Annotated in this window: 24 protein-coding genes and 1 tRNA gene; 15 read left to right on the top strand and 10 right to left on the bottom strand. The window is 69.1% G+C overall.

The window, feature by feature from the left end:
- Positions 1-13: 13 nt before the first annotated feature.
- The gene (locus tag AB0B68_RS20295) at positions 14-658 is read right to left on the bottom strand and encodes an NAD(P)H-dependent oxidoreductase (protein ID WP_357195551.1); all 645 of its coding nucleotides are present in this window, start codon (positions 656-658) and stop codon (positions 14-16) included.
- Between the two features lie 82 nt (positions 659-740).
- Between AB0B68_RS20295 and AB0B68_RS20300 the strand changes: the two genes are divergently transcribed.
- Positions 741-1,220 carry a MarR family winged helix-turn-helix transcriptional regulator gene (locus AB0B68_RS20300; RefSeq protein WP_357261734.1) on the top strand — a complete coding sequence of 160 codons (480 nt, stop codon included), beginning with the start codon at positions 741-743 and terminating at the stop codon, positions 1,218-1,220.
- 94 nt (positions 1,221-1,314) lie between these two features.
- Here AB0B68_RS20300 and AB0B68_RS20305 read toward each other — a convergent pair whose 3' ends face one another.
- A complete protein-coding gene (locus AB0B68_RS20305) occupies positions 1,315-2,328 on the bottom strand; it encodes a potassium channel family protein (protein WP_112603739.1) in 1,014 nt (337 codons plus the stop codon).
- A gap of 166 nt (positions 2,329-2,494) precedes the next feature.
- On the opposite strand from AB0B68_RS20305, the gene AB0B68_RS20310 reads away from it, so the two are divergent.
- The 5 genes from AB0B68_RS20310 to AB0B68_RS20330 all read left to right on the top strand — a co-directional run bounded on the left by AB0B68_RS20310 (position 2,495) and on the right by AB0B68_RS20330 (position 5,743).
- Positions 2,495-3,007, top strand: a complete 513-nt coding sequence (locus AB0B68_RS20310; RefSeq protein WP_357195555.1) for a SigE family RNA polymerase sigma factor — start codon at positions 2,495-2,497, stop codon at positions 3,005-3,007.
- 11 nt (positions 3,008-3,018) lie between these two features.
- A complete protein-coding gene (locus AB0B68_RS20315; RefSeq protein ID WP_357261737.1) occupies positions 3,019-4,131 on the top strand; it encodes a hypothetical protein in 1,113 nt (370 codons plus the stop codon).
- Between the two features lie 112 nt (positions 4,132-4,243).
- Positions 4,244-4,741 (top strand): helix-turn-helix transcriptional regulator, encoded by a 498-nt coding sequence (locus tag AB0B68_RS20320; RefSeq protein ID WP_357205512.1) that lies wholly within the window; start codon positions 4,244-4,246, stop codon positions 4,739-4,741.
- A 139-nt stretch (positions 4,742-4,880) separates the two neighbouring features.
- On the top strand, positions 4,881-5,477 hold the full coding sequence (locus tag AB0B68_RS20325) for an ATP-dependent Clp protease proteolytic subunit (protein WP_357205550.1): 597 nt from the start codon (positions 4,881-4,883) through the stop codon (positions 5,475-5,477).
- A gap of 122 nt (positions 5,478-5,599) precedes the next feature.
- Positions 5,600-5,743, top strand: a complete 144-nt coding sequence (locus AB0B68_RS20330; protein ID WP_357205515.1) for a hypothetical protein — start codon at positions 5,600-5,602, stop codon at positions 5,741-5,743.
- Positions 5,744-5,795: 52 nt separating this feature from the next.
- On the opposite strand, the gene AB0B68_RS20335 is transcribed toward AB0B68_RS20330, so the two are convergent.
- Both AB0B68_RS20335 and AB0B68_RS20340 read right to left on the bottom strand, forming a co-directional pair.
- On the bottom strand, positions 5,796-5,963 hold the full coding sequence (locus AB0B68_RS20335) for a hypothetical protein (RefSeq protein ID WP_357261740.1): 168 nt from the start codon (positions 5,961-5,963) through the stop codon (positions 5,796-5,798).
- 48 nt (positions 5,964-6,011) lie between these two features.
- On the bottom strand, positions 6,012-6,182 hold the full coding sequence (locus AB0B68_RS20340; protein ID WP_357261743.1) for a hypothetical protein: 171 nt from the start codon (positions 6,180-6,182) through the stop codon (positions 6,012-6,014).
- Positions 6,183-6,455: 273 nt separating this feature from the next.
- On the opposite strand from AB0B68_RS20340, the gene AB0B68_RS20345 reads away from it, so the two are divergent.
- From AB0B68_RS20345 to AB0B68_RS20355, 3 genes are all read left to right on the top strand, one after another.
- Positions 6,456-6,965, top strand: a complete 510-nt coding sequence (locus AB0B68_RS20345) for a SigE family RNA polymerase sigma factor (RefSeq protein ID WP_357205553.1) — start codon at positions 6,456-6,458, stop codon at positions 6,963-6,965.
- A 15-nt stretch (positions 6,966-6,980) separates the two neighbouring features.
- Positions 6,981-8,255, top strand: a complete 1,275-nt coding sequence (locus AB0B68_RS20350) for a hypothetical protein (protein ID WP_357205524.1) — start codon at positions 6,981-6,983, stop codon at positions 8,253-8,255.
- A 187-nt stretch (positions 8,256-8,442) separates the two neighbouring features.
- Positions 8,443-9,015 (top strand): hypothetical protein, encoded by a 573-nt coding sequence (locus AB0B68_RS20355; protein ID WP_357261800.1) that lies wholly within the window; start codon positions 8,443-8,445, stop codon positions 9,013-9,015.
- A 28-nt stretch (positions 9,016-9,043) separates the two neighbouring features.
- On the opposite strand, the gene AB0B68_RS20360 is transcribed toward AB0B68_RS20355, so the two are convergent.
- Positions 9,044-9,119: transfer RNA gene (locus AB0B68_RS20360), tRNA-Arg, on the bottom strand.
- 163 nt (positions 9,120-9,282) lie between these two features.
- The gene (locus AB0B68_RS20365) at positions 9,283-9,933 is read right to left on the bottom strand and encodes a CGNR zinc finger domain-containing protein (RefSeq protein WP_357205527.1); all 651 of its coding nucleotides are present in this window, start codon (positions 9,931-9,933) and stop codon (positions 9,283-9,285) included.
- 203 nt (positions 9,934-10,136) lie between these two features.
- On the opposite strand from AB0B68_RS20365, the gene AB0B68_RS20370 reads away from it, so the two are divergent.
- The gene (locus AB0B68_RS20370) at positions 10,137-11,369 is read left to right on the top strand and encodes an MFS transporter (protein ID WP_357261746.1); all 1,233 of its coding nucleotides are present in this window, start codon (positions 10,137-10,139) and stop codon (positions 11,367-11,369) included.
- A 110-nt stretch (positions 11,370-11,479) separates the two neighbouring features.
- Here AB0B68_RS20370 and AB0B68_RS20375 read toward each other — a convergent pair whose 3' ends face one another.
- Entirely contained in the window at positions 11,480-12,850 is a 1,371-nt protein-coding gene (locus AB0B68_RS20375) for a glycoside hydrolase family 6 protein (RefSeq protein ID WP_357261749.1), read from the bottom strand.
- Positions 12,851-13,067: 217 nt separating this feature from the next.
- Between AB0B68_RS20375 and AB0B68_RS20380 the strand changes: the two genes are divergently transcribed.
- The 5 genes from AB0B68_RS20380 to AB0B68_RS20400 all read left to right on the top strand — a co-directional run bounded on the left by AB0B68_RS20380 (position 13,068) and on the right by AB0B68_RS20400 (position 19,473).
- Positions 13,068-14,279, top strand: coding sequence for a CapA family protein (locus AB0B68_RS20380; protein ID WP_357261752.1), 1,212 nt, complete (start codon positions 13,068-13,070; stop codon positions 14,277-14,279).
- Between the two features lie 155 nt (positions 14,280-14,434).
- Positions 14,435-16,639, top strand: coding sequence for a HAMP domain-containing protein (locus AB0B68_RS20385; protein WP_357205538.1), 2,205 nt, complete (start codon positions 14,435-14,437; stop codon positions 16,637-16,639).
- Positions 16,640-16,641: 2 nt separating this feature from the next.
- Complete coding sequence (gene pgsB / locus AB0B68_RS20390; protein ID WP_357205541.1) at positions 16,642-17,919, top strand: poly-gamma-glutamate synthase PgsB; 1,278 nt, start codon at positions 16,642-16,644, stop codon at positions 17,917-17,919.
- Positions 17,916-18,401 carry a poly-gamma-glutamate biosynthesis protein PgsC/CapC gene (locus tag AB0B68_RS20395; protein ID WP_355005071.1) on the top strand — a complete coding sequence of 162 codons (486 nt, stop codon included), beginning with the start codon at positions 17,916-17,918 and terminating at the stop codon, positions 18,399-18,401. Before pgsB ends, AB0B68_RS20395 begins: the two co-directional genes overlap by 4 nt.
- Before the next feature lie 25 nt (positions 18,402-18,426).
- Positions 18,427-19,473, top strand: coding sequence for an NlpC/P60 family protein (locus AB0B68_RS20400; protein ID WP_357261755.1), 1,047 nt, complete (start codon positions 18,427-18,429; stop codon positions 19,471-19,473).
- 24 nt (positions 19,474-19,497) lie between these two features.
- Here the strand turns inward: AB0B68_RS20400 and AB0B68_RS20405 are convergent, their stop codons facing one another.
- The 3 genes from AB0B68_RS20405 to ahcY are packed head-to-tail and all read right to left on the bottom strand — an operon-like array spanning position 19,498 to position 22,915.
- Complete coding sequence (locus tag AB0B68_RS20405; protein ID WP_357205547.1) at positions 19,498-20,421, bottom strand: hypothetical protein; 924 nt, start codon at positions 20,419-20,421, stop codon at positions 19,498-19,500.
- A 56-nt stretch (positions 20,422-20,477) separates the two neighbouring features.
- The gene (locus tag AB0B68_RS20410; protein WP_357198494.1) at positions 20,478-21,455 is read right to left on the bottom strand and encodes a carbohydrate kinase family protein; all 978 of its coding nucleotides are present in this window, start codon (positions 21,453-21,455) and stop codon (positions 20,478-20,480) included.
- 14 nt (positions 21,456-21,469) lie between these two features.
- Positions 21,470-22,915, bottom strand: coding sequence for an adenosylhomocysteinase (ahcY, locus tag AB0B68_RS20415; protein WP_357261759.1), 1,446 nt, complete (start codon positions 22,913-22,915; stop codon positions 21,470-21,472).
- Positions 22,916-22,932: the final 17 nt, after the last annotated feature.

Raw genomic sequence — 22,932 nt, forward strand, 5'->3', positions numbered from 1 at the left:
TACCGGCGCTGCCTCAGCGCTGGGCGGTGGCCGGCGTCCAGAGGTTGTCGATCTCCTTTTCGGCCGCCGCGAGACTCGCCTCGTGCAGCGGGATCAGCTCGGCCATCGCCGGCACCGACGGTGCCAGGGTCAGCTCGGCACTGATGAAGCGCGGCTGCATGCCGGTCATCGACAGGCCGTGCGGGAGCCAAGGCTCGGCGTGGTCCCAGCCGGAGCGAGGGGTGCCCTCGCCGTAGCCGCCGCCCCGGGTGGCCAGCACCACGAATTCGCGCCCGCCGAGCAGGCCCTCCTGCGTCGTCGGGTCGTACGCCAGCCCGGGAACGATCAGGTGGTCGACCCAGGACTTGACGCTGCTGGGCGCACCGAAGTTGTAGAGCGGCAGGCCGAGCAGCACCACGTCGGCCCGCTTCACCTCGTCGACCAGCCGCTCACTGAGCTGCCAGGAGTCGCGCTGCGCCGGGCTGTGCTGGTCCGGCGGCGTCATGCGAGCCAGCCCACCGTCTGCATCCAGGTGCGGCAGCGGCTCCGCGCCCAGATCTCGGTAGGCCACAGTGCCGTTCGGGTGAGCCGCACGCCAGGTCGCGACGGCGCGGGCGGTGAGCCGCCGGCTGACCGACCAGTCACCGCGGATGCTCGAGTCGATATGCAGCAGATGCATCATTCCTCCTCCAGGAATCGTCTGTGAAGCACCAACTATTTATAGCAGGCCGATGTTCCTCAGACTCGGTAGACTGGGTCACATGTCCGCGCAGCCGCTCGACTCCTCCGAGCACCGCTCGGGCGCACTCCTGGACCATCTGGCCCGGCGGATGCGACTGCGGTCGGAGTCGGTGCTGGCGCCGCTGGGACTTCGCCCGCGGCATCTGGTCGCGCTCACCGTGCTGCGCGCCGGCGGCGGCACCGGGCAGCAGGCGCTCGCCACCATCCTGGAGATGGACAGCACCAACATCGTCGGGCTGCTCAACGACCTGGAGGCGAAGCAGCTGATCGAGCGTCGGCGCTCACCCGAGGATCGTCGCCGACACGTCGTCGACCTCACCGAAGATGGGGCGAAACGCCTCAGCGAGGCCGAATGCGCCCTGGCCAGCGCCGAGGACGAGGTGCTGGGCGCGCTGGATCCCGCCGAGCGGGAGACGCTCTACAAACTGCTCAGCCGGGCCTCCACCGGCGCGGCGGTCAACTGCACCGAGGCGATCTGCGTCGCCGACGACACCTGCTGACGCCGCCTCACCACACTGACGACAGCGGGGCCGGCACGCCGCGGCAGCGGCAGCGGCAGCGGCAGCGGCAGCGGCAGCGGCAGCGGCAGGACGATCAGGCGGTGGTCGCCGACTGGGGACGGTCGTCGCGTACGTGCACCAGCATGTCGCCGGTCTCGATCACCGCGCCGGCCCGGTCGGCCAGGGTGACCACCTTGCCCCGCCGTACCAGGGCGATCACCAACGACTCCAGCTCGCGCGGCGAGCGCCCCACCTCGTCCCGCTCGGCCGAACGCATCGCCAGCGCCATGCCCTGGCCGGGGGTGAGCAGGTCCTCCACCACGTCGATCAGCGGCGGCGCCGAGGTGGACAGGCCGAGCAGCCGGCCCGCCGTGGCCGAGGAGACGATCACATGGTGTGCGCCACTCTGCTTGAGCAGCGGGGCGTTCTCCGCCTCCCGGGCTGCCGCGATGATGCGAACCTGCCCGGCGGTGAGCTGCCGTACCGTCAGCGCGACCAGCACCGACGCGTCGTCGCTGTCGGTCGCGATGATCACGGCCTTCGCGTTCTTGACGTGCGCCTCGTTCAGCACCGACGAGCGGGTCGCCGAGCCCTCGATCGCCACCAGCCCGGCGGAGGTGGCCTGCCGCAGGGCGGCGGCGCTGCGCTCCACCACCACGATCCGCGAACGGTCCAGACCGTTCTCCATCAGGGCGGAGACAGCGCTACGCCCCTTGGTCCCGTAGCCGCAGATGATGACGTGGTCCTTCACGGCTCTCCTCCACCGCGACAGGCGACGGCCGGTCCGGTACTGCTCGGTCAGAACTTCCAGGGTGGTGCCGACCAGGATGATAAGGAAGATCACTCGGGCCGGGGTGATGAAGAGGACGTTGACCAGCCGGGCCGACGGCGCGGCCGGGGTGATGTCCCCGTAACCGGTGGTCGAGAGCGAGACGACCGCGTAGTAGAAACAGTCGAGGAGAGTCAGACCGTCCTCGTTGACATCGCGGTAGCCGTCCCGGCCGAGATAGACCGCGGCGACCACTGCGAAGACCAGGCCCAGGGCTGCGGCGAGCCGAAGGCTCAGCGCGCTCAGTGGGCCCCGCCGCTGCGCGGGAAAATGGATCACCGTCGAACCTGCTGCCCCGCCGTCGCCTGCACGCCCACAACATAGCGGGTACGCCGCCGATCGCACGTCCGGGTCGCGGCGGACAACCGACGCCGCTCCCGCACCCGACTTACGGACGACAACGACGAACCGGTGCAGGCCGGCAGACGGAGGGGGCGCGACCCTCGTGACGACGAGCGGCAGACGGCGAGCCGAGGCCGACGACGAATACACCGAGTACGTCCGGTCCCGGATGGCGCAGTGGCGACGCACCGCCTACCTGATGTGCGGGGACTGGGACCGGGGCGACGACATCCTGCAACGGGTGCTCACCGAGCTGTACCGCTCGTGGGCGCGGGCGCGGCAGGCCGATCACCTGGACGCACTGGTGCGCACCATGCTGCTGCGGCGACTGATCGACGAGCGGCGGTTGCGGTGGACGCGGGTCCGCCTCGGCGCCGCGCTGCCCGACGTGTCCAGGGCCTTCGCCGATCCGACCGACCGGATCACCCTGGTGGGCGCGCTGCGGCAGGTGCCTCCACGCCAACGCGCGGTGCTGGTGCTGCGGTACTTCCAGGACCTCAGCGTCGAGGAGACCGCCCACGCGATGGGCTGCTCGACGGGGACGGTGAAGAGCCAGACCGCCAAGGGCCTGGCCACTCTGCGCACCCTGCTCACCCCCACCCTGACCGCGAACTGAGAGGAGCGACGATGCTTGACGAACGCCAGATCGGCGACCTGATGCTGACCGAGATCGAGTCGGCCGAGCGGCCCTCCGTCGTGCTGGACGTGGAACGGGCGATGACCACGGCACGGCGGCAACGCCGCCTCGCTCACGGTGCCGGCGCCGCGCTGCTGGCGGTGGCGCTCACCGTCGGCGGGCTCACCGTCCCCCACCTGCTGACCCCGGACCGGGCGCCGGCCCCGTTCGACGCCGCGACACTCGCCGGCCAGACCGGACTACCGGCCGCGCTCACCACCATCGACCCACAGCGGGTGTACGTCCGGTTCGGCTGGCTGCCGGACGGGCTGCCCAAACTTCAATACCAGGCCGGGCTGTTGCTCTCCGGCTCCGGCGTCTATCTCAGCGCGTCCACTGCGCCCGGCGGCGGCCAATGGAAGGGCGTCGCGATCACCCTCTATCCGAGGGGAGTGCAGCCTTCGGCACCGCAGCGGGACAGCGGCGAAGCGGCCCGGCCCGGCGAGACCACACCCGGCCCGCAGTTGAATGGCGGGGCCAGCAGTTTCGCCTCGTACAGCGGGGCCGAGCAGCCGGAGGCGATCCTCCGCTGGCGGTACGCCCCGGACGGCTGGGCACAGCTCAGGGTGGTCGGCGTCGGAGCCGACGTCCGGAGCACCGCGACGCGGGTGGCCCGGGCGCTGCGGTTCGCAGACGACCCGATCCCGATGCCGGCCGCGGTGGCGGGTGTACCGGCAGCACTACAGGTGATCGCCGTCGACGTTCAGGAGTCGCTGGACGAGCCGAAGGTCTGGTACGCGTCGACCACCTGGTCACCGAAGTCGATCACCGACGATCCCGGCCAGCAGCGGGCCCGGACGATGACGGTGAGCATCTCCCGCTACCGGAACATCACCGATTCCGCCGACAACGAGTACGTCGACCCGAACACGACCGTCGACGGGCACCCGGCGCGGTTCGGCGGGGAGAACGGCAACGAGTCGTTGACCGTCTACGACGTCGACGGGGCGAACGTGTCGATCGACGACAGCGCCCTGCTCCCCAGCGGTGGCACCCGGGCGCTGTTCCCGGCGGTGACGCTGGTGGCCGATCCGGCCAACTGGCACACCCACCTGCACCGGTGAGAGCCCCGGGCCCGCGCCGTCGAGCGGCGCGGGCCCGGACGGGTCGGCCTTAACGGCCGGGGACGGGCATGATGAGGGTGTTCCCGACGACGACCGCGAAAGTGAGGCCGGCATGTCGTTGCTGCGACGAGTCATCGGCGGGGTGCTGCGTCGCCACCGCCAGCGCCAGGGCCGCACGCTGCGCGAGGTGGCCGAGTCGGCCGACGTGTCGGTGCCCTACCTGTCGGAGGTGGAGCGGGGCCGCAAGGAGGCTTCCTCGGAGGTGCTCGCGGCGATCTGCCGGGCGCTCGGCATCAGCCTCGCCGACCTGCTCGGGGAGGCCCGCGACGACATGCGCCGGGTCGAACCCCGTCTCCCGGCGGCACCCCGCGCCGCGCTGACCCACCTGGAGCCTGTCGAGGCGGTCCGACGGGAGATCGGCAATGCCACCCTTCTGGTGGGTCCGCTCGGCGGCGGGCTGCCCCTCCAGCGGGTGCCCAGGGCCGGCGAGCCGACCATGCGGGTCGGCGTGACGGTCTCCGCTGGTGGCTCGCGCCCCGGCCCGCGTACCCCTTGCCTGGCTGGCAGGGGGTCGGCCCCGGTCGGCGCGCGGCGGTTGACCGCCGCGTAGGCCGCGCCGGTTCTGCCGTCGGCGGATCTGCCGGCGGCAGAATCCGTGGGCTGGCCGTCGCGACCGCCGGCACGCTGGAAGGGCCGGTCCACCGGGTGGTCCCACCGCCCGCCGGCACGGCGGAAGGCGGCGGCACATGATGGGGTACGGCGTACAGATGCTCAACGGCGGGCAGCCGACCTTCGGCGACCAGGTGTTCGAGCGCCTGCTGCGGGAGCGGATCGTCTTCCTCGGCACCGAGGTGACGGAGGAGTCGGCCAACCAGATCTGCGCGCAGATCCTGCTGCTCGCCGCCGAGGACGACAACCGGGACATCTACCTCTACATCAACTCGCCGGGCGGTTCGGTGAGCGCGGGGATGGCGGTCTACGACACGATGCGCTACGTCCGCAACGACGTGGCGACGCTGGCGCTCGGGTTCGCCGGCTCGATGGGGCAGTTCCTGCTCTGCGCGGGTGCGGCCGGCAAACGGTACGCGCTGCCGCACTCGCGGATCATGATGCACCAGCCGTCCGGCGGGATGGGCGGAACCGCCGCCGACATCACCATCCAGGCGGAGAACATGCTGCACGTGAAGCGGACGATGCAGGAGCTCATCGCCCAACACAGTGGACGGACCCTCGACGAGATCCAGCGGGACTGGGACCGGGACCGGTGGTTCACCGCCGAGCAGGCCCGGGAGTACGGCCTCATCGACCAGGTGGTCACCCGAGCCGAACAGCTGCCGACGCTCTGATCAACGTCTGGTGGTCGCGGTACCGCCCGACCACACCACCCACCAACGCCGGCTGGAACAATCTGTGGACCGGCATCCACGGGGCGCAGGGCACCGCGCTGGCCGCGCTGAACCTCGACGGGGTGAAGCACATCTACAACGTCGTCGACGGCTACGTGCACGAGGCCGCCAGCAACAACGGCTGGCGCAACCTCAACAGCGGGGTCCGCGGAACCCGGGCAGCCGCCCTGGGGCTGGACGGCGTCAAGCTCATCTACGCCGCCTGAGTCGCCCCACCGCCCCGGCCGGTCGTGATCGGCCGGCCCGGATGGTGCGGTGCTAGAGCGCGCAGCCGCTGACCCGTGGGCATCGATGGTGAGCGAGCCAGGTGCGGGCGTCAAGCCGACGCCGCTCGCGGGTCAGCTGCGCGTGGAACTGGTCGCGCATGGCGATCGCTTCCGCTTCGTTGAGGCCGTCGTCGCGCTCCTCGGGGTGCACACCGTTCATTCGCCGCCAGCTGATCTCCATATCGAGGTCGGGTGCGCCTGCTCCCAGTCAACGATTTCGTTGCTCTGCAGTCTCGAAGCCGTCGACCGGGTCGGACTCCGGCGACAGCAAATAGTCATAGAGGCGTTGGCTCACCGCGCTAATCTCGCTGCGCAGCTGCTTCTCCTTGATAGCCAGCTCGTTCCGCAAGGCGGGAAAGTCCTTCTCGAGGCGTCGCATTCAGCGAGATATGCCGGCTCGTTCACCTGGCCGACACCCTGCGGCAATGTATCGGACCGGAGTTGTGCACGCGGGACCACGACTGTCGTGGCCCGAGCCGCGGGCCGCCCACTCGGCGGGGTTTCTTGACACGCCGTCGGCCTGAAATGCCAACCCTGCCGCCGGAGCGCGGGCGGCACCGGAAAGACCTATGCAACCGACGGGAGAGCCCGCACGTGTTCGTGTTGCTCGCCCACGAGGGTGGCACCACGGGAGGAAGGAAACGTGACCGCAGTGATGACCGCAGCCGCGGCCGCACCTCGAGCCTCGACAAAAGACGACCAGCGCGATTTCGACGAATTTTATGCGACAAAGTTCGACGTCCTCAGGTCCCAGCTCTACGCATACCTGGGTGACCGAGCAGAGGCACAGGACCTGGTGCAAGAGGCATTCTGCCGCGCCTACACCAGATGGGCCAGGATCAGGCAATACGACGACTCCTATGCCTGGGTGCGCCGGGTCGCATGGAATCTCGCCACCAGTAGGCTCCGGCGACAGAAGACGTCCGCGATATTCCTGCGCCGCCAGCGGGAAGAACATCACGACGGCCCGTCGCCAGACCGCGTGGCGCTGGTCGCAGCCTTATCCAAGATACCGCCGAAGCTTCGCAAGGCCGTCGTTCTGCACTACCTGGGCCAGTTGTCAGTCGCGGAAATCGCTGTGCAGGAAAACGTGGCCGAGGGCACGGTAAAAAGTTGGCTCAGCCGCGGGCGAACCGCCCTCGCCGAGCACCTCAAGGGATGACCGGAAAGGAAACCTATGTCTGACAACCTGGACAACCTCATCAGCGACGCATTCACCGAATTCGACGCGACAGAGCGCTCCTCCCACCTGCCCGCCCCGGGCGCCCCCGCAGTCCGTCACAAGGTGGCGTTCCGGCGGAGAGTCCACCTCACGGCATTCAGCGTGGCCGGTGCGTTGCTGATCGCCCTGCCGATCACGGCCTACTCCGCCAGTCCACGGGGCAACAACTCGCCACCCGATGCGATCGGATCCGCCAACCCCGTCGAACCGGCCAGTCCGACTCTGTCGCTCGCCCCGTCATCGGCTCCAGCATCGTCGGCTCCAGCATCGGCCGATCTGCGCAATGCCACCCTCACCCTCCCGGCGTTCCCTGGCTGGGAAGACGACGGGTGCAAGGCGAAGGGAACGAGGAAATTTGTCCACGGTACGACGACGCTGGCGGATGGCGCGAAACTGGTCATCGGGGAGCTGGATCCCATCAAGGCCGACCTCGATGGCGTGCCGGGCGACGAGGAACTCACCACCATCCGTTGCCAGAACGATGAGTCGCTGAACGTTACCCAGTTGCTGGCGCTGAAGGTCGCCTCGGACGGCGCACTGACACCGTTGGGATACGTCATCAACTCGGCGGACACTCCCAACGTGGCCGCGACGTTCTCCCGCGAGGCAATTACAGTCGATAACGGCGTCGTCCGGCTCGCCGCCTATGGCCCGTACCAGACCAACGGGTGGCTGCCCTGCGAGCGACAGGTGCGGGGCTATGCGTTCCGGAACAGCGCCTTCCGTCAGGTGGACGGTCCGACCACCTTCCAGAAGCCATCCAAGGACTTCCACGAGGTCGACTTCCGCAACACCGGCCTCCTCGTGAGCCGCCGGAAGCCCAACGGATCCGGCGAGTCGGCTTACTGCGTGCCGATGGTGAATGGGTCCGGCAAAGTCAACATGTACAACAACAGCGATGACCCCAGCAAGGGCACGACCCACTACACAGTCACGATCGGCGCCGTGTCCTTCGTCAACGCCAGCGACGGCGAAGCGACGTTCGCCATCCTCACGTTGCGGTCCCCTAGCGGCGAAACGTCGCAGACCCTGCAATCCTTCCGGCACGATGGGGACTACCCACTCGGCTCGGAGGTTCTCCGGTCGGGCGTCAACGGAGTCACCCGTATCGAGAAGGCGGAAGTCCGCGAAGGCATCGTGCAGGTAACCGTCACGACCACAAGCGGAAAACAAGTGTGGTCGTACCGTCCCTTTGCCGCAGATCGGAGCTGGCAACGAGTCAGCTCATAGCTTCTCCAGAAAGTGCCGGGCCCGCCCGAGCAGGGCAGGCCCGGCACCAGTGCCTCCGCGTGCTTTGCCGAGCGAGGTGCCCGAGCGGCGCTTGAACGCCCGTGCTCGCCTGTCAAGAGAGCCTCTATCGATGTCGACTTCCTGCTCGATCACGGCAGCAGCGAGGTCGCCGTCTGGGAAGTAGGTAATCACACGAAGCCCAAGCAAGTCGTGCAGTGAGTCAGCGTGGAAACCCAAGACTGTGCACAGCTACCGCTCGGTCCTGGACCGCCTCATCGTGCCGCACCTCGGCCGTACCCAGCTCTCGATGCTCCGGCCGATCGCCGTAAGCAAGTGGGTCGGCAAACTGTCGCAAACGCTGAGCGCCTCGCAAACGCGGCAGGCGTCTCGGCTGCTGGCTCAAGTCATGGCCTCGGCGGTCGACAACGACATGATCGCGTCGACTCCCTGCCGTGATGTGCGGCTGCCCCGAATACCGGAGGCTGATCCGCGCATCCTTACCGTCGAGGATGTCGGCCGTCTAGCCGCACACTGCGAACTCGGCGACCGGGTCCCGGTCCTGCTGCTGGCCTATGGCTGGCGGCGCCGCTTCGTCCAGGCCGTCGCCGCCGGACTCGACGACGTGACCCCGCATGATCTGCGGGCGACCCACGCGAGCTGGGTAGCTGACTCTCACGGTGTGCTCGTCGCTGCCCGTCGGCTCGGACATGCCAACGCGAGCGTCACCACCCGATCGGGCACGGAAGTCGCGCAAGGGTAATGATTGATCGATGATCAAGACTCTGACCTGGTGCCCCCGGCAGGATTCGAACCTGCGACACACGGTTTAGGAAACCGATGCTCTATCCCCTGAGCTACGGGGGCGCGAGGGCTCAGTCTAGCGACCCGGGCGTCCAGCTGAGGTGGCAGGGAGCGGCCTGCGTTCACCCCGCCACCCGGACACCTTTTCTCCCAGCACAGGGCCACCCCCGGCGGAACGCCAGGGGGACCGACATGAGGGCGGCAGCCGCCCGCTGCCGGCGAAGACTCACGGACTGGCGGGCCGGGCGGCGCGGCGACGCTCGGTGAGCCGTCGCGCCTTCACCGCGTTGCCGCAGTCCGCCATGCGACACCAGCGGCGGGAACCGTTGCGGGTCCGATCGAGGAACAGCCAGCCGCAGCCACCTTCGAGCACAGGGCAGCGGCGCACCCGGGTCAGGTCGGCCGCCACCATGAGGTCCAGGGCGGCCTCGGCGATCCGGTCGGGCACCAACATGGCCGGCACCGTGCCGTAGACCAGCCGTACCTGCGACGAGTCGAGCACGAATCTCGCTCGGGCGGCCGCGCCGGACCAGCGCTGGTGGAGCCCGACCAGCGCGGCACCGGCCGCGACGGGGTCGCCCGCCGCGCCGTCGTCCGCGTCGGTGATCGCCGCGAGCATCACGAGATACAGCCCTTCGCGGATGTCCCGCACGGCGGCCAGGCCCGCGTGTGCCGCCGCCGGCTCGTCGCCCCAGGCGCGGCCAACCTGGTCGGCCTCCGCGTCGCTGATCAGGCCCACCTGGACCGACCAACGCAGCAGGGCGGAGCTGTCGGACAGGAAGTCGTGCGGCGACGTGCCGCCGCGCTCCAGTGTGTTGACCAGATCCAGCACGGGGTGCCCCCCGACCATCGGTAACTGGCACACGTCGAGTGGCATACCAGCGAGGCTACCACCTAAAGCATCGACGGCGGTTCACGCCCGTCCAGTTCGTGAGCTGGTGCGCCACGCTTGGCCACACGCATCGGCGCAACAACAACGCCTTGCGGCCGAACAACGAGGGATGCCCACTCGTCTATGCTACCGTCAAAATCCATTTAGCCGGAATCATCTATCGACGTTCGGGATCTGGGAGGTAGCCAATGGCACCCCAACGACGCGCGGTCTATGCCCTCGCCGCGTTGTCCGCCGCCACTTTCTGTTACGTCACCACCGAGGTTCTTCCGATCGGGTTGCTCACCCTGATCGCTCCGGACCTGGGACGCTCCAGGTCCGAGGCCGGCCTGCTGGTGACCGGGTACGCCGTGGTGGTCATGATCGTGGCGCTCCCGCTGACCCGGGCCACTCGGCGTGTACCCCGGCGCCCACTGCTCGCTGGTGCCCTCGGTGTGTTCGCCGCGGCGACGACGGTGTCGGCCTTCGCAACCTCCTACGAGGTGTTGCTCGCCGCGCGACTGGTGTCCGCCACCACGAACGGTGTCTTCTGGGCTGTGGTGTTTCCGGTGGCGATCTCGATGTTCCCCGCGAACATCCGCGGCCGCATCGTGGCTCGGCTGTCGATCGGTAACGCCCTCGGCCCGGTCCTCGGCGTACCGCTGAGCACCTGGCTGGGCGGGCAGGCCGGGTGGCGGGCCGCCTTCGTCGCGATGGCCGTCTTCGGCTTCGTCACCTGCGTCGCGGTCGCCCTGCTCCTGCCGAGCGTCGCACCGCAACAGAGTGCCGGCGACATCGGGCCGATGCCGGACCGAGCACGCTTCGTCGTGCTCCTTTCCGCCACCGTCCTCGCGGTGACCGGCGCCATGGGCGCGTTCACCTACATGACGGTCTTCCTCCTCGACGTCAGCGGGTTCGCCGCAGCATCTCTCGGCTTGCTGCTCTTCGTCCAGGGCTCGTTCGGCGTCGCCGGGACCTGGGCGGTCGGCCGGGTCCTCGACCGGTTTCCGCTCGGTGTCGTGCTGGTTCTACTCGGGCTCCTCACCGCCGCGATGCTCGGCCTTTATGGAGCTGGCGCGAGCAAGGTAGTGACGATCCCGTTGCTCGCTGTGGCGGGGATGTCGTTCAGTTCGCTGATCGCGGGAATCCAGCACCGCGTCATGCAGGTGGCCCCGTCGACCACCGACATGGCGTCGGCCAGCCTCAGCGTCGCATTCAACTTCGGCCTCGCGGCCGGCTCGTTGATCGGCGCGGGTCTGCTGGCGACGGCCGGGGTGCGCGTCATCCCCTTGTTCGGTGGCCTGCTGACAGCCGTGGCGATCGCGTTGCTCGCCGGCCACGAGATGTCCCGCAGGAGAGGGAGGAACTACAGCAGTTGGTCGGTGCGACCGGCCAGTGGTCGGGATGCCGAGAAGCCACCGGCCACCAGCGTGCGGACCTAGCTGGCGCGGCGTCCCCGACGACTACGGGGGGCGCGAGCGCGACCGGGGTGGCGAGGAACGGCCCGGCGCGGAGAGTGGTCCTCCGCGCCGGGCCGCCGCATCGAGTGCTGTCAGTTGGTCACGCAGTCGGCCAACACGCCCGGGCCGGTGCCGGTGCCCTGGAAGCCGAAGTTGGTCGACTGCCGGCCGAGGACACGGCCGTTGTAGCTCACGTTGGTGAACCCTACGGATCCGCTGGTGCCGCTGACCTGCGCGTTCCAGGCGCTGGTCACAGAGCCGTTGGGCAGCGCGACGGTCACGGTCCAACCGTTGATGTCCGACTTGCCGGCGGTGACCGTCACGCTCGCGGTGAAACCGCCAGCCCACTGGTTGACCGCGATCGACGCGTAGCAGCCGTCACCGGCCGGCGGCGTGGTCGGCGGAGTCGTCGGAGGGGTGGTTGGCGGGGTGGTTGGCGGCGTCGTCGGAGGAGTCGTCGGAGGGGTGGTGGTGGGCGGGTTGGGCGCGCCGTTGGCCAGGCTGAAGGCCAGTTCGGGCTGGAACGAGCCGGCCGTGAAGCGGCAGCCGTCCGCCTCCCCCGGCGGCTTCACCCACAGGTACGCGTCGATGTTGCCGTCGCCGGTGTTGGTCGTCGGGTACTGCCCGATGCGCCGGTCGGTGTTGTCGTCGCCGCACCAGTCCCCGCTGGCACCTCCGTTACGGCTGGTGTCGATGACCTGGCGCTTGCCCGAGATCCCCATGCCGTTGAGAGCGGAGATGACCGCCCGACCGAAGTTCGCCTCGTTGGAGGTGGAGTTGTAGTTCGAGACGTTGGTGAAGAAGCCGTCGGCGTACTGCACGCCGGCTGCCCGGAGCCGGTTTGCCGTCTCACCAGCGCTGTTCCAGGTGGAGTGGCCGCCGTCGAGGTACACCTTGGCGTTGGGGTTGCCCGACTTGATGGTCCGGGTGGCCGTCGAGATCGCCGCGTTGCGCGCGTTGATCTCGGCGCTGCTCAGGCACGTCAGCAGAGCGAGCGAGTCGGTTTCCAGGATGATGATGACGGTCTGGTTGCCCAGTCCCCTGGCGAAGTTCGACACCCACGTCTGGTACTGGTTGAGGTCGGGCGCCCCACCGGCGCTGGCACCGCCGCAGTCGCGGTTGGTGATCTCGTAGACGGCCAGGACTGGGATCTGCTGCGCCGCGTTGGCGGCGCCGATGAACCCGGAGACCTCGGACTGCACGGTCGAGGGGTTGAAGTTGGCGAACCAGCGCGCCTGCGGCTGGCTCGCGATCTTGTCCCGGATGACGGCCGTACGCGAGTCGCCCGGGTTGGCGGCGACCCAGCGGACGACGGCCGAACTCGGGTCACGGTAGAGCGACCCGGACAGCGTGCCCGCGGAGGCGCTGCTGACGGCGAGGCAGACGCCGACGGCGGTGGCGCCCGCGACGGCCGCCACGCTGAAAGCCGCCGATCTGCGGCGGAGCGAGGAGAGGATAGCCACGACGTGTTGCCTCCAGATCACATAGATGTATCTAAGTTCATGGGAGCGTTCCCACGGTAGCGGAGGCGCGTGCCGCTGCCAAGATGCGCGGGCATGCTCGCTCAGGGTCTGCACGACGAACCCGCCGGCTTCTCCGACTGTCGAGGTCGCTGATCGACCGGGGGACAGCGGGCCAACCCCTCAGCGGGCGACGGGCAAGGCGTACTAGCCTGTCGCGGTGGCGAGCAATTCTCAGGTGAGCGGCGGGTTCTCCGGCACGCTACGGGCGATCCTCAGTTGCGTGGTCGCACTGGCGGTCGGGGTCGGGGCGATCTATGTCCTCGGACCCTGGTCCGTCGAATCTCCCGCGCCGGCAGACCCGCCCCGCCCCTTGGGGGCCCCGGTGAAGGCGGCCGGACGGACGGTGTCCGTGCTCGGCGCCGGGGACATCCTGCTGCACCCCGAGCTGTGGGACCAGGCCCGGCGCGACGGTGGCGGCGAGTTCGACTTCGCCCCCATGCTGGCGCCGGTGCGGGAGACCGTTTCCAGCGCGGATCTGGCCCTGTGCCACCTGGAGACCCCGCTGGCACCGCCGGGCGGCCCCTACATCGGCTTCCCGAAGTTCAACGTGCCGCAGGAGGTGGTCAAGGGCATCAAGACCACCGGGTACGACGGTTGCTCCACCGCCTCGAACCACACGATCGACCAGGGGTACGACGGCGTCAAGCGGACCCTCGACGCGTTGGACAAGTCGGATCTGGGGCACACCGGCAGCTACCGGACCGAGCGTGAGTCCCGCACCGTCAAGATCTATCGGGCCAAGGGCGTGAAGGTCGGGCACATCAGCTTCACCAAGAGCTTCAACGGTCTGCGCCCGCCCGCCGACAAGGAGTGGGTGGCGAACCTCATCGACGTGAAGGCCATTCGGCGGGACGCGGCGGCGGCCCGGGAAGCCGGCGCGGAGATCGTGGTGGTCAGCCTGCACTGGGGCACCGAGTACGAGCACGAACCGGACGTCGACCAGCAGACCTGGGCCCGTCAGATCGCCGCCATCGACGACGTGAACGTCGTCTTCGGGCATCACGCGCACGTCGTCCAGCCGGTGGAGCGGATCGGCGACACCTGGATCGTCTACGGGATGGGCAACCAGATCGCCCGGCACGCCGAGCCGGTAAACGCCAACCGTGACGGCGCGATGACCCGGGTGACGTTCGGTCCGGCCGGCGAGACGAAGAGGTGGAAGGTGGTGGCCATCGAGGCGATCCCCACCTTCGTTGATCTGAATCCGAACATCCGTCTGGTCGATCTTGAGCGGGCGTTGGCGGATCCGGCCCTCTCCCCAGGGCGCCGCCGGATCTACGAGGCCGCGGTCGAGCGGATCGAAGGCAACCTCTTAACCAGGGCCGCCGATACCGCAGGCCTGGTGGTACGCGGAGTGCCGCGCAAGTAACAGCCGCAACTGAGCCGAGACAAAGACGAAATCGTCACAGATCTCGTGGTGACGCGCCTTGCTAGCATTCGCGGCGGCCTGCGGCCGTCGCCTGGGGTGACGAGCTGGACAGGCAGCGGTCCAGGGAGTAGCTCCACGGGGAAGGTTGTCGTTTCGTGTCAGGCAGGTCGGCGCAGTACGCGCCATGGCAGTCGACGGCTGGGCCCGCAGACGATCATGAACAGTTGCTGGCCTGGAGGCGACGGGCGCTCGACCAGCAGTTGCCGGCCGCGTCCTTTCCCGCCGGCACGAGCGCACCCTCACTCGTCTATCTCTGGACCACGATGTTCGTGGTCGCCATGGCGATCCTCGGGTTCGCGGTCAGCGCCGAGCGCGGGGTGCTCCCAGCCGTCGTCGACTCCCAGCGTGACGTCGTGTCCAAACTGGCGTCGAGCATGCAGACCGAGGCCCGCAGCCGGGCGACCAACCTCAGCCGGACCGTGCAGGACCGGGGCACCACTAGCGACGCCGATCTGCTGACCCGCCTGGTCGGGGAGGGTGCCGGCTTCACCGGCGCGGTGATCGTGGAAACCGCCTCCCGGCGACCTCTCGCCGCCAAGGGCGCGGCGCTACCGCTCGACCTCCTACCGCCGGTGCTGGAAGTCGACAGGACGATCGCCGCCACCACGGCTGATGGCCCGGTGCTGGTCTATGCCGTAGCGCTGGACGACACCCGGGCAGTACTCGCACTCCAGCAGGTCACCATGCGGAACCTGCGACTCAACCCCGACGCGGGACATGGCGTCCACATGATCGGACCCGACGGCAAGAGCAGCCTGATGCAGGGGGCCAGTGCGGTCGACGCCGTGCACCTGCCGACGGTCTTCGCCGGCCTGGCCGGGTCCGACTCGCCCCAGAGCCGCGAGGTGGTGGTCAAGGAGTGGACGGACCGCAGGCTCGTGGTGTCGTCCGCGCCGGTGGGTGAGACCGGGCTCGTGGTCGTCTCCCTGCTCGCGGCGGACGTGAGCGCGGGGACCTCGGGCACCAAGGGGGTGCTGCTCGGGCTCAGCCTGCTGCTCGTGACACTGCTCAGCTTCGTACTCATGCGCATGTCGCTGGTCCGGCCGGTCCGGGCGCTGCTGAACCAGGCCAAGGCCGACGCCTGCGGCGTGATGACCCGGCGCCGTCCGCCGATGCGCATCCGCGAGGCGCACCGGATCACGCGGGCGTTGGCCCTGGCCTCCGGCGACCAGTACCCGCCGGACCAGCGGTGGCGGCCAACCGTCCTCCAGGGCCTGACCGTCGCAGTGGTGGTCGCCATGCTCTGGCCGGCGGCGGCCACGTTGGTCGCGTTGCAGGCTCCCGATCCGACGATTCCCGTGCAGTTGGTGCGGGATGCGGAAAGCCGGGCCGAGGAGGCCAGCAACGCCCTCGGGCACCTGCTGGATGACGGCCTGACCACCGTCTCCCGGGTCTCGCAGGGGATCACCTCGAAGGACCTCGGGCAGGCGGACCGTACCCTCGACCGTGAACTCGCCGCCGAGCAGCGGCTGCGGGCCTTGTACCTGGTCGACCACGACGGAAAGATGGTGGCCGGCGCGGGCCGGAAACCGCTGCGGACCGTCGCGCCACTGCCAGGCGAGGTCGGCATCCATCTCGACGACACAGCCGAGCGGTTGCCGCTCGTGTACGCCTTCAACCAGCGCGCCGACGGCTTCGCTGTGGTCGGTGAGTTCGACCCGGACCGCCTGCTCGGGCTGGTCCGTCGGGTGGATGGCCGAGTCCGGGTCGTCGACGCCGAGCTGCGGACGATCCTGGATTCGGAGGGCTTCCAGGCGTTCCAGCCGCTACAGGGCGCGTTGGCCCGAAGCGTCGCCGTCGAGGTGCTGCCAGGCAGCACTGTTGGCCGGTCGACCACCGAGGACGGCACCCCGGCGATGGTCGCTGCCTCCGGACTGACCGTGCCGACGACAGTCGCCCACCTTGAGTGGGCGGTCGTGCTGGAGCAGGACGTCGCCGGGTTGCGCCTGCCCACGATGGTGGAGCGGCGGTGGACCCTGCTTGTGGCCGGGGCCGTGGTGGGCATCGCCCTTCTCACCCACCTGTGGCAGCTCTACATCTTCGTCCGGCCGTTGCGCAGGTTGAGCTCCTTCGCCGAGCGGATGGCCGACGGGACCGTGGATCTGCCCGTCCCGCCGCAGCGCCACGACGACATCGGTGCGATAGCGATGTGCCTGGAGATCTGTCGCCAGGTCCGACACACCGGGTCCGCCCGATTTGGTGGTGCGCTGCGGCTACGCGGCGCGGGAGCCGACCGGACCAGCGTCCTCGCCCGCGTCCGGCACGCGGCGGGGACTCGCAACCGGGCGACGAAGGGCTGAGCATGTTCTACCTCTACACCGTCTACAGCCTCTGCTGCCTCGCCCTCCTGGTGGCCGGCGTGATCGAGCAGCGGAACCACAACCGCAACCTCGACACCATCCCGCACCGGGTGCTCGTCAACGGGATCCGTGGCAAGAGTTCGATCACACGACTCTGCGCGGGCGCGTTGCGCGGCGGCGGCAAGGTGGTGGTGGCCAAGACCACCGGCACCGCCGCGCGGTTCATCTTCCCGGATGCCAGCGAGGAGCCGGTGCACCGCAAGTTCGGGATCGCCAACGTGGTCGAGCAGATCGGCATCGTCCGGCGGGCCGCCGTCTACCACCCGGATTCGCTCGTCATCGAGTGCATGGCGGTCATGCCGGCGTTGCAGGAGATCAACCAGAGCAAGCTCATCAGGTCCACCATCGGGGTGCTCTGCAACGTCCGCGAGGATCACCTCGCCGAGATGGGGCCGACCCTCGACGACGTGGCCCGGTCGCTGAGCCGGTCGATGCCCGAGGGCGGCATCTGCATCACCGCGGAGAAGGACCGACTGGCGATCCTGGAGAAGGAGGCAGCCAAACGGAACTGCCGACTGATCGCGGTCGACCCCGAGTCGGTGACCGACCAGGAGATGTCCGGCTTCGGCTGGATCACCTTCAAGGAGAACGTGGCCATCGCACTCGCCGTTGCCGAACAGCTCGGCGTCGACAGGCACAGCGCGCTCACCGGCATGTGGTCGGCCCCACCCGACCCGGGAGTGCTCTCCGTGGCCCGGGTTCTGTACGGCGACAAGCGCGTCCGCTTCGCCAACATCTTCGCCGCCAACGACCCGGAGTCGACGTACATGAACATCGAGCAACTGGAGAAGCAACGGCTCATCAGCAAGCCGTTGACCATGGTCATCAACTGTCGACCGGACCGGGTGGAACGGAACGGGCAGATGGGTACGCTCGCCGGCCGGGTACAGCCGCAGTGCATCGTGCTGATCGGTGAGATGACCCGCAGCGCCAAGGTCAACGTTCCCGCCGAGTTGCAGAGCCGGGTGGTCGACCTGGGCGGCAAGCTCCCCTCGGAACGGCTGATCAGCGAGGTCATGGCGGTGACGGCGGAGGATGCCTCGATCGTCGCCGTCGGGAACATCCACGGGCAGGGTGAGGTGCTGCTGCACGAGCTGGCCGCCCTGCCGAGCTGGGAACCGCAGGACCGCAGTCGTGCCGAATCGATGCTCCGTCCGCCGACCGCGCGCGCTTCCGCCGTGGACGGCGAGACCGTGTTCCTGGGAAGGACCTACCGGTGACATTCGGAGGAGAACTAAGCGCCCAGCTGGCCACCGCGTGCCTCGGCATCGGCCTGGTCTTCGCGCTGCTCTGCTATCTGACCACGAACCTCTCGCCAGGCGGGATGATCACGCCGGGCTGGATCGCGCTCGCGCTGATCGAGGACCCGCTCCAGGCTGCGGTGATCGTGGTCATGACCGTCGTCACCTACGCCCTCACCCGGCTGATGCAGCGCATGGTGATCCTCTACGGCAAGCGCCTCTTCGCCGCGATCGTCCTGCTCAGCGTCCTCCTCCAGATGACTCTGTTCGTGATCGTCCAACGGGACCTGCCGCTGCTCTTCGCACACCAGACCCTGGGCTTCGTGGCGCCGGGGCTGATCGCCTACCAGCTCGTACGCCAGCCGCCGAAGGCGACAGTGCTGGCCACCGTCATGGTCACCGTCATCACCTACGGGGTGGCGTTCAGCGGCGTCGTGGCCGGCTTCGTGCCGGTCACCTGAGGCCCCACACCGACGAGGGACAGGCATGAACTACCGGACTTACTCCCGCAGCCGCGCCATGCTGATGACCGTCGCCGCCTTCGCTCTGCTGAGCGGCGGCAGCACCTTCGCCTACGTCATCGCCCGGCACAGCGCGGCGGATCCGATCGAGCTGAGCCTCGGCGCGCAGGCCGCGCAGGCCGCCGTAACCAGCGGCTCCGGCTACAACTACCGACGGTTGACCGCGCCGAACCGGACGCAGATGGTCGACGCCAAGGGCAAGACCGTCGCGATCATGACCGACGGTGCCCGCACGGTGCACATCAGCGGCCCGAAGCGGACGTTCGCCGAGTCGCGGTTCACCAAGGCCAAGGTCCCCGCCGAGCTGTGGGTACGACTGGCACCACGGGAGTGGCGGGCGGGTGCCGAGAAGGAGAAGTGGTTCACCGACTGGTTCCGTAAGGCCCGTACCGACCGCTCGCCCGACGTGCTGGCGGTGGCCCGGGAGTACACCTATGTCGCCGTGCCGAAGAAGGACGCGAAAGGCCGGCAGTACTCCGGGGACGCCGCCTTCGGGCCTCTGTCGGACATCGACCCGGACGGTCGCGCCGAGAACTCCGACTTCTACGACTACCTCGGTGTGTCGTGGGAGTTCCCCGACAAGAAGGAGAAGCCGACGGCGTCGCACATCCGCAGCCTGGACTGCTCGGGCTTCCTGCGCATGGTCTACGGCTACCGGATGGGCTACCCGCTCCTCGGCACGAACAACGCCGGCCCCGGCCTACCCCGGCGGGCGACCGCGATGGCCTCGGTGGGACCAGGGGCCCTGCTGATGCCGAACACCGGCAAGCGGGCCCGGGAGCTGGATCGGCTGCTCCCCGGCGATCTTCTGTTCTTCAACGCCGGGCCGGTGCAGGGCGCGAACATCGAGCACTCCGGCATGTACCTCGGCGTGGACGACCGGGGACACCACAGGTTCATCTCGAGCCGTACCACCGCGAACGGCCCGACCATGGGTGACCTGGGTGGCGAGTCCATCCTGGACGGCACCGGCTACTGGGCCCTGCGTTGGCGGACGGCCCGCCGGATCTGACCTCGACGGCGACCCTGCAACGGGTCAGGCCACGGCGAGCTGCGCCGCGAGCACGTCCGCGACACGGCCGCGGGCTTCGGCGTCCCGCCGGACCGACCAGCTCAGCTCCAGGTGGACGAAGACCGCTTCCAGCTCCGCCGCGGCCCGGCCCTGTTGGTTGGTCTTACCCTCAAGCTGGCCGCACTTCCGCACCCACGCCCGACAGGTGTTCAGCCCGGCCCCGGAGAGGCCGTCCGCGATCCGGCGGGCCACCGGGGTCACCGGAGCCGACCCCGTCGACACCACCGCGTCGGACGTGGGCAGGTTCCGGTCGGCGAAGCCGTGCAGTTGGATCTGGTCGAGGTCGTTCCTGGCGAACTCGGTCGCCAGGGTGTGGAACAGCGAGCGGTCGTTGTGGGCGACGTCCGCGTCGCTGTCGGCGGCCTGCCGGTGTGCCCCGGCGACGAGCAGCACGCTTCCCGGCGTCTTCCGGTGGACGGCCAGGCCCAGCTTCTCCGTGTTGATGTCGAAGCCGGGGTGCGGCACCTCGATCACCGTGCGCGGGGCGGTGCCCCGGTCCACCAGCACGGCGCCCCAGGAACGATCGTCCGACCCATCGGCGAGGTAGAGCGCGAACGGCCGGTCGGTGACCGGGTCCGTCCCATGATGGGCCCGGAAGCCGAGGTCGCCGAAGACCTGATCCAGGTCGTTGGCGGCATTCGGCTCGGTGACCAGCGACCGCGCTGCCCGCCGGGCCGCCGCCCGCTCCTCCGTGTCCGGGTCTCGGTAGGGGTTGTCCCGGGATAGGCCGGCGGTCAGCTCATCGATCAGCACCTCGGGATCGGGCCCTCGCTGCTGCTCGGATGTCGGCTGGGCGTCGGCGCACGCCCCCGAAACGAGCAGTGCCAGCGTCGCCGCGGCGATCAGCCCGCGGCGAGTTGAACCCGCGGCCGGAAGCGGTGTACGCACCCGTGCAGGCTATCCGATCACCCCCGGGTGCCTTCCGGCTCGGCCCGCTGGCCCGGTCAGACCCGGGCCAGCCCGAGCGCGCGCACATCCACCGCCACGTCGGGGCCGTAGGACTCGACGAGGCGGCGCTCGAAAGCGTCCGCGTCGATCGTGTATTCCTGTGGACCCTCGACCTCCAACACGTGCGCCGCCAGAACACAGCCGACCTGCGCCGCCCGCTCGATGGGCAGGTCTGTGGCGAGCGCGGCGAAGAAGCCGGCCCGGAAGCCGTCGCCGACGCCTGTCGGGTCGACGATGTCGCCCACCCGGGCCGCCGGCACCAGGACGTCGCCGTCCCGCCCGGTGATCCGTACCCCATTGGCGCCCAGGGTCACGACCCGCACGCCCACGCGGCGCAGGATGTCGTCTTCGCTGAGCCCGGTCTTCGACTCCAGCAGCGCCGCCTCGTACTCGTTCGTCAACAGGTAGCCAGCGCCGTCGATCATCGCCTCGATGTCGGCCGACGGCATCCGGGCCAACTGCTGTGACGGGTCGGCGGCGAAGGGCAGGCCCAGCCGACGGCAGGCGGCGGCGCGGGCGAGCATCGTGTCCGGGTTCTCCGCGGCGACGATGACGAGCCCCAGCCCTCCGGCGCGCTCGGCGACACCGTCGAGGCTGATCCGGTCGGGCTCGCCCATCGCGCCGGGATAGAACGAGGCGATCTGGCAGAGATCGGTGTCGGTGGTGCAGATGAACCGGGCAGTGTGGGCGATGGAGCTGACCTGCACCTCCGAGCAGTCGACCCCGTGCCGCTCCAGCCAGCTGCGGTAGTCGCCGAAGTCACCGCCGACCGCGCCGAGCAGCACCGGCCGGTGCCCGAGTTGGGCGAGCCCGAAGGCGATGTTGGCGGCGACCCCGCCGCGCCGGACAACGAGGTCGTCGACGAGGAACGAGAGCGAGACGGTGTCGAGGCTTCCGGCGATGAGTTGCTCGGCGAACCGCCCCGGAAAGCGCATCAGATGGTCGGTCGCGATCGAGCCGGACACGGCGATCATGCGGAGGGGCCCTCTCAGTAGCGGTAGTGGTCGGGCTTGTAGGGCCCTTCGACCGGGACGCCGAGGTAGCTGGCTTGTTCCTTCGTCAGTTCGGTGAGGCGGACACCCAGCGCGGAGAGGTGGAGTCGGGCCACCTTCTCGTCCAGGTGCTTGGGGAGGGTGTGGACACCGATCGGGTACTGGTCGGTCCTGGTGAACAGCTCGATCTGCGCGATGGTCTGGTTGGCGAAGCTGTTCGACATCACGAAGCTCGGATGCCCGGTGGCGTTGCCCAGGTTCAACAGCCGGCCCTCGGACAGCACGATGATCGAGTGGCCGTCGGCGAACCGCCACTCATCCACCTGCGGCTTCACGGTGATCCGCTCGACATCGTCGCGTTTCGCGAGACCTGCCATGTCGATCTCGTTGTCGAAGTGACCGATGTTTCCCACGATCGCCTGGTGCTTCATCCGCGCCATGTGCTCGTTGGTGATCACGCTGAGGCAGCCCGTCGCGGTCACGAAGATGTCAGCGGTCTCGACCACGTCGTCGATGGTTGCGACCTGGTAGCCGTCCATCGCCGCCTGGAGGGCGCAGATCGGATCCACCTCGGTCACGATGACCCGCGCACCCTGACCACGCAGACTCTCGGCGCAGCCCTTGCCGACGTCGCCGTAACCGAACACCACGGCGACCTTCCCGCCGATCAGCACATCGGTGGCCCGGTTGATCCCGTCGATCAGTGAGTGCCGGCAGCCGTACTTGTTGTCGAACTTGCTCTTGGTCACCGAGTCGTTCACGTTGATCGCCGGGAAGAGCAGGCTCCCTGCCTGCTGCATCTCGTACAGCCGGTGCACGCCCGTGGTGGTCTCCTCGGTCACTCCCCTGATCCCGGCCGCGAGCCGCGTCCAGCGGCGGTTGTCCTCGCGCAACGACCGCGTCAACACACCGAGGATGACCTCGTACTCCTCGGAGTCCGCGCTCTCCGGGGACGGGACCGCGCCGATCGCCTCGAACTCGGCGCCCTTGTGCACCAGCAGCGTGGCGTCACCACCGTCGTCAAGGATCATGTTCGGGCCCTGGCCGTCCGGCCAGAGCAGCGCCTGCTGGGTGCACCACCAGTACTCGTCGAGGGATTCGCCCTTCCAGGCGTAGACCGGGACACCCTCCGGAGCGTCCGGGGTGCCGGTCGGGCCGACCACGATCGCCGCCGCCGCGTGGTCCTGGGTGGAGAAGATGTTGCAGGACGCCCACCTGACCTGCGCGCCGAGCGCCACCAACGTCTCGATCAACACGGCCGTCTGGATTGTCATGTGCAGCGAGCCCGTGATCCGAGCGCCCTTCAACGGCTGCCGCGAGGCGAACTCCCTCCGGATCGACATCAGACCCGGCATCTCGTGCTCGGCCAGCTCAATCTCCTTACGCCCGAAGGCTGCCAGCGACAGATCCGCCACCTTGAAATCGCTGAAGTCACCAGTCATGTCCGCACCTCCCCCAC

The sequence above is a fragment of the Micromonospora sp. NPDC049049 genome (assembly GCF_040649115.1).
Classification (GTDB): domain Bacteria; phylum Actinomycetota; class Actinomycetes; order Mycobacteriales; family Micromonosporaceae; genus Micromonospora.

Bases quoted from the DNA above. Each gene is read 5' to 3' on its own strand.
- AB0B68_RS20325 (WP_357205550.1), top strand. From the start codon at position 4,881: ATGGGGTACGGCGTACAGATGCTCAACGGCGGGCAGCCGACCTTCGGC.
- AB0B68_RS20300 (WP_357261734.1), top strand. From the start codon at position 741: ATGTCCGCGCAGCCGCTCGACTCCTCCGAGCACCGCTCGGGCGCACTC.
- AB0B68_RS20350 (WP_357205524.1), top strand. From the start codon at position 6,981: ATGTCTGACAACCTGGACAACCTCATCAGCGACGCATTCACCGAATTC.
- AB0B68_RS20370 (WP_357261746.1), top strand. From the start codon at position 10,137: ATGGCACCCCAACGACGCGCGGTCTATGCCCTCGCCGCGTTGTCCGCC.
- AB0B68_RS20320 (WP_357205512.1), top strand. From the start codon at position 4,244: ATGTCGTTGCTGCGACGAGTCATCGGCGGGGTGCTGCGTCGCCACCGC.
- AB0B68_RS20315 (WP_357261737.1), top strand. From the start codon at position 3,019: ATGCTTGACGAACGCCAGATCGGCGACCTGATGCTGACCGAGATCGAG.
- AB0B68_RS20400 (WP_357261755.1), top strand. From the start codon at position 18,427: ATGAACTACCGGACTTACTCCCGCAGCCGCGCCATGCTGATGACCGTC.
- AB0B68_RS20365 (WP_357205527.1), bottom strand. From the start codon at position 9,933: ATGCCACTCGACGTGTGCCAGTTACCGATGGTCGGGGGGCACCCCGTG.
- AB0B68_RS20340 (WP_357261743.1), bottom strand. From the start codon at position 6,182: ATGCGACGCCTCGAGAAGGACTTTCCCGCCTTGCGGAACGAGCTGGCT.
- pgsB (WP_357205541.1), top strand. From the start codon at position 16,642: ATGTTCTACCTCTACACCGTCTACAGCCTCTGCTGCCTCGCCCTCCTG.
- AB0B68_RS20295 (WP_357195551.1), bottom strand. From the start codon at position 658: ATGCATCTGCTGCATATCGACTCGAGCATCCGCGGTGACTGGTCGGTC.
- AB0B68_RS20410 (WP_357198494.1), bottom strand. From the start codon at position 21,455: ATGATCGCCGTGTCCGGCTCGATCGCGACCGACCATCTGATGCGCTTT.
- AB0B68_RS20335 (WP_357261740.1), bottom strand. From the start codon at position 5,963: ATGAACGGTGTGCACCCCGAGGAGCGCGACGACGGCCTCAACGAAGCG.
- ahcY (WP_357261759.1), bottom strand. From the start codon at position 22,915: ATGACTGGTGACTTCAGCGATTTCAAGGTGGCGGATCTGTCGCTGGCA.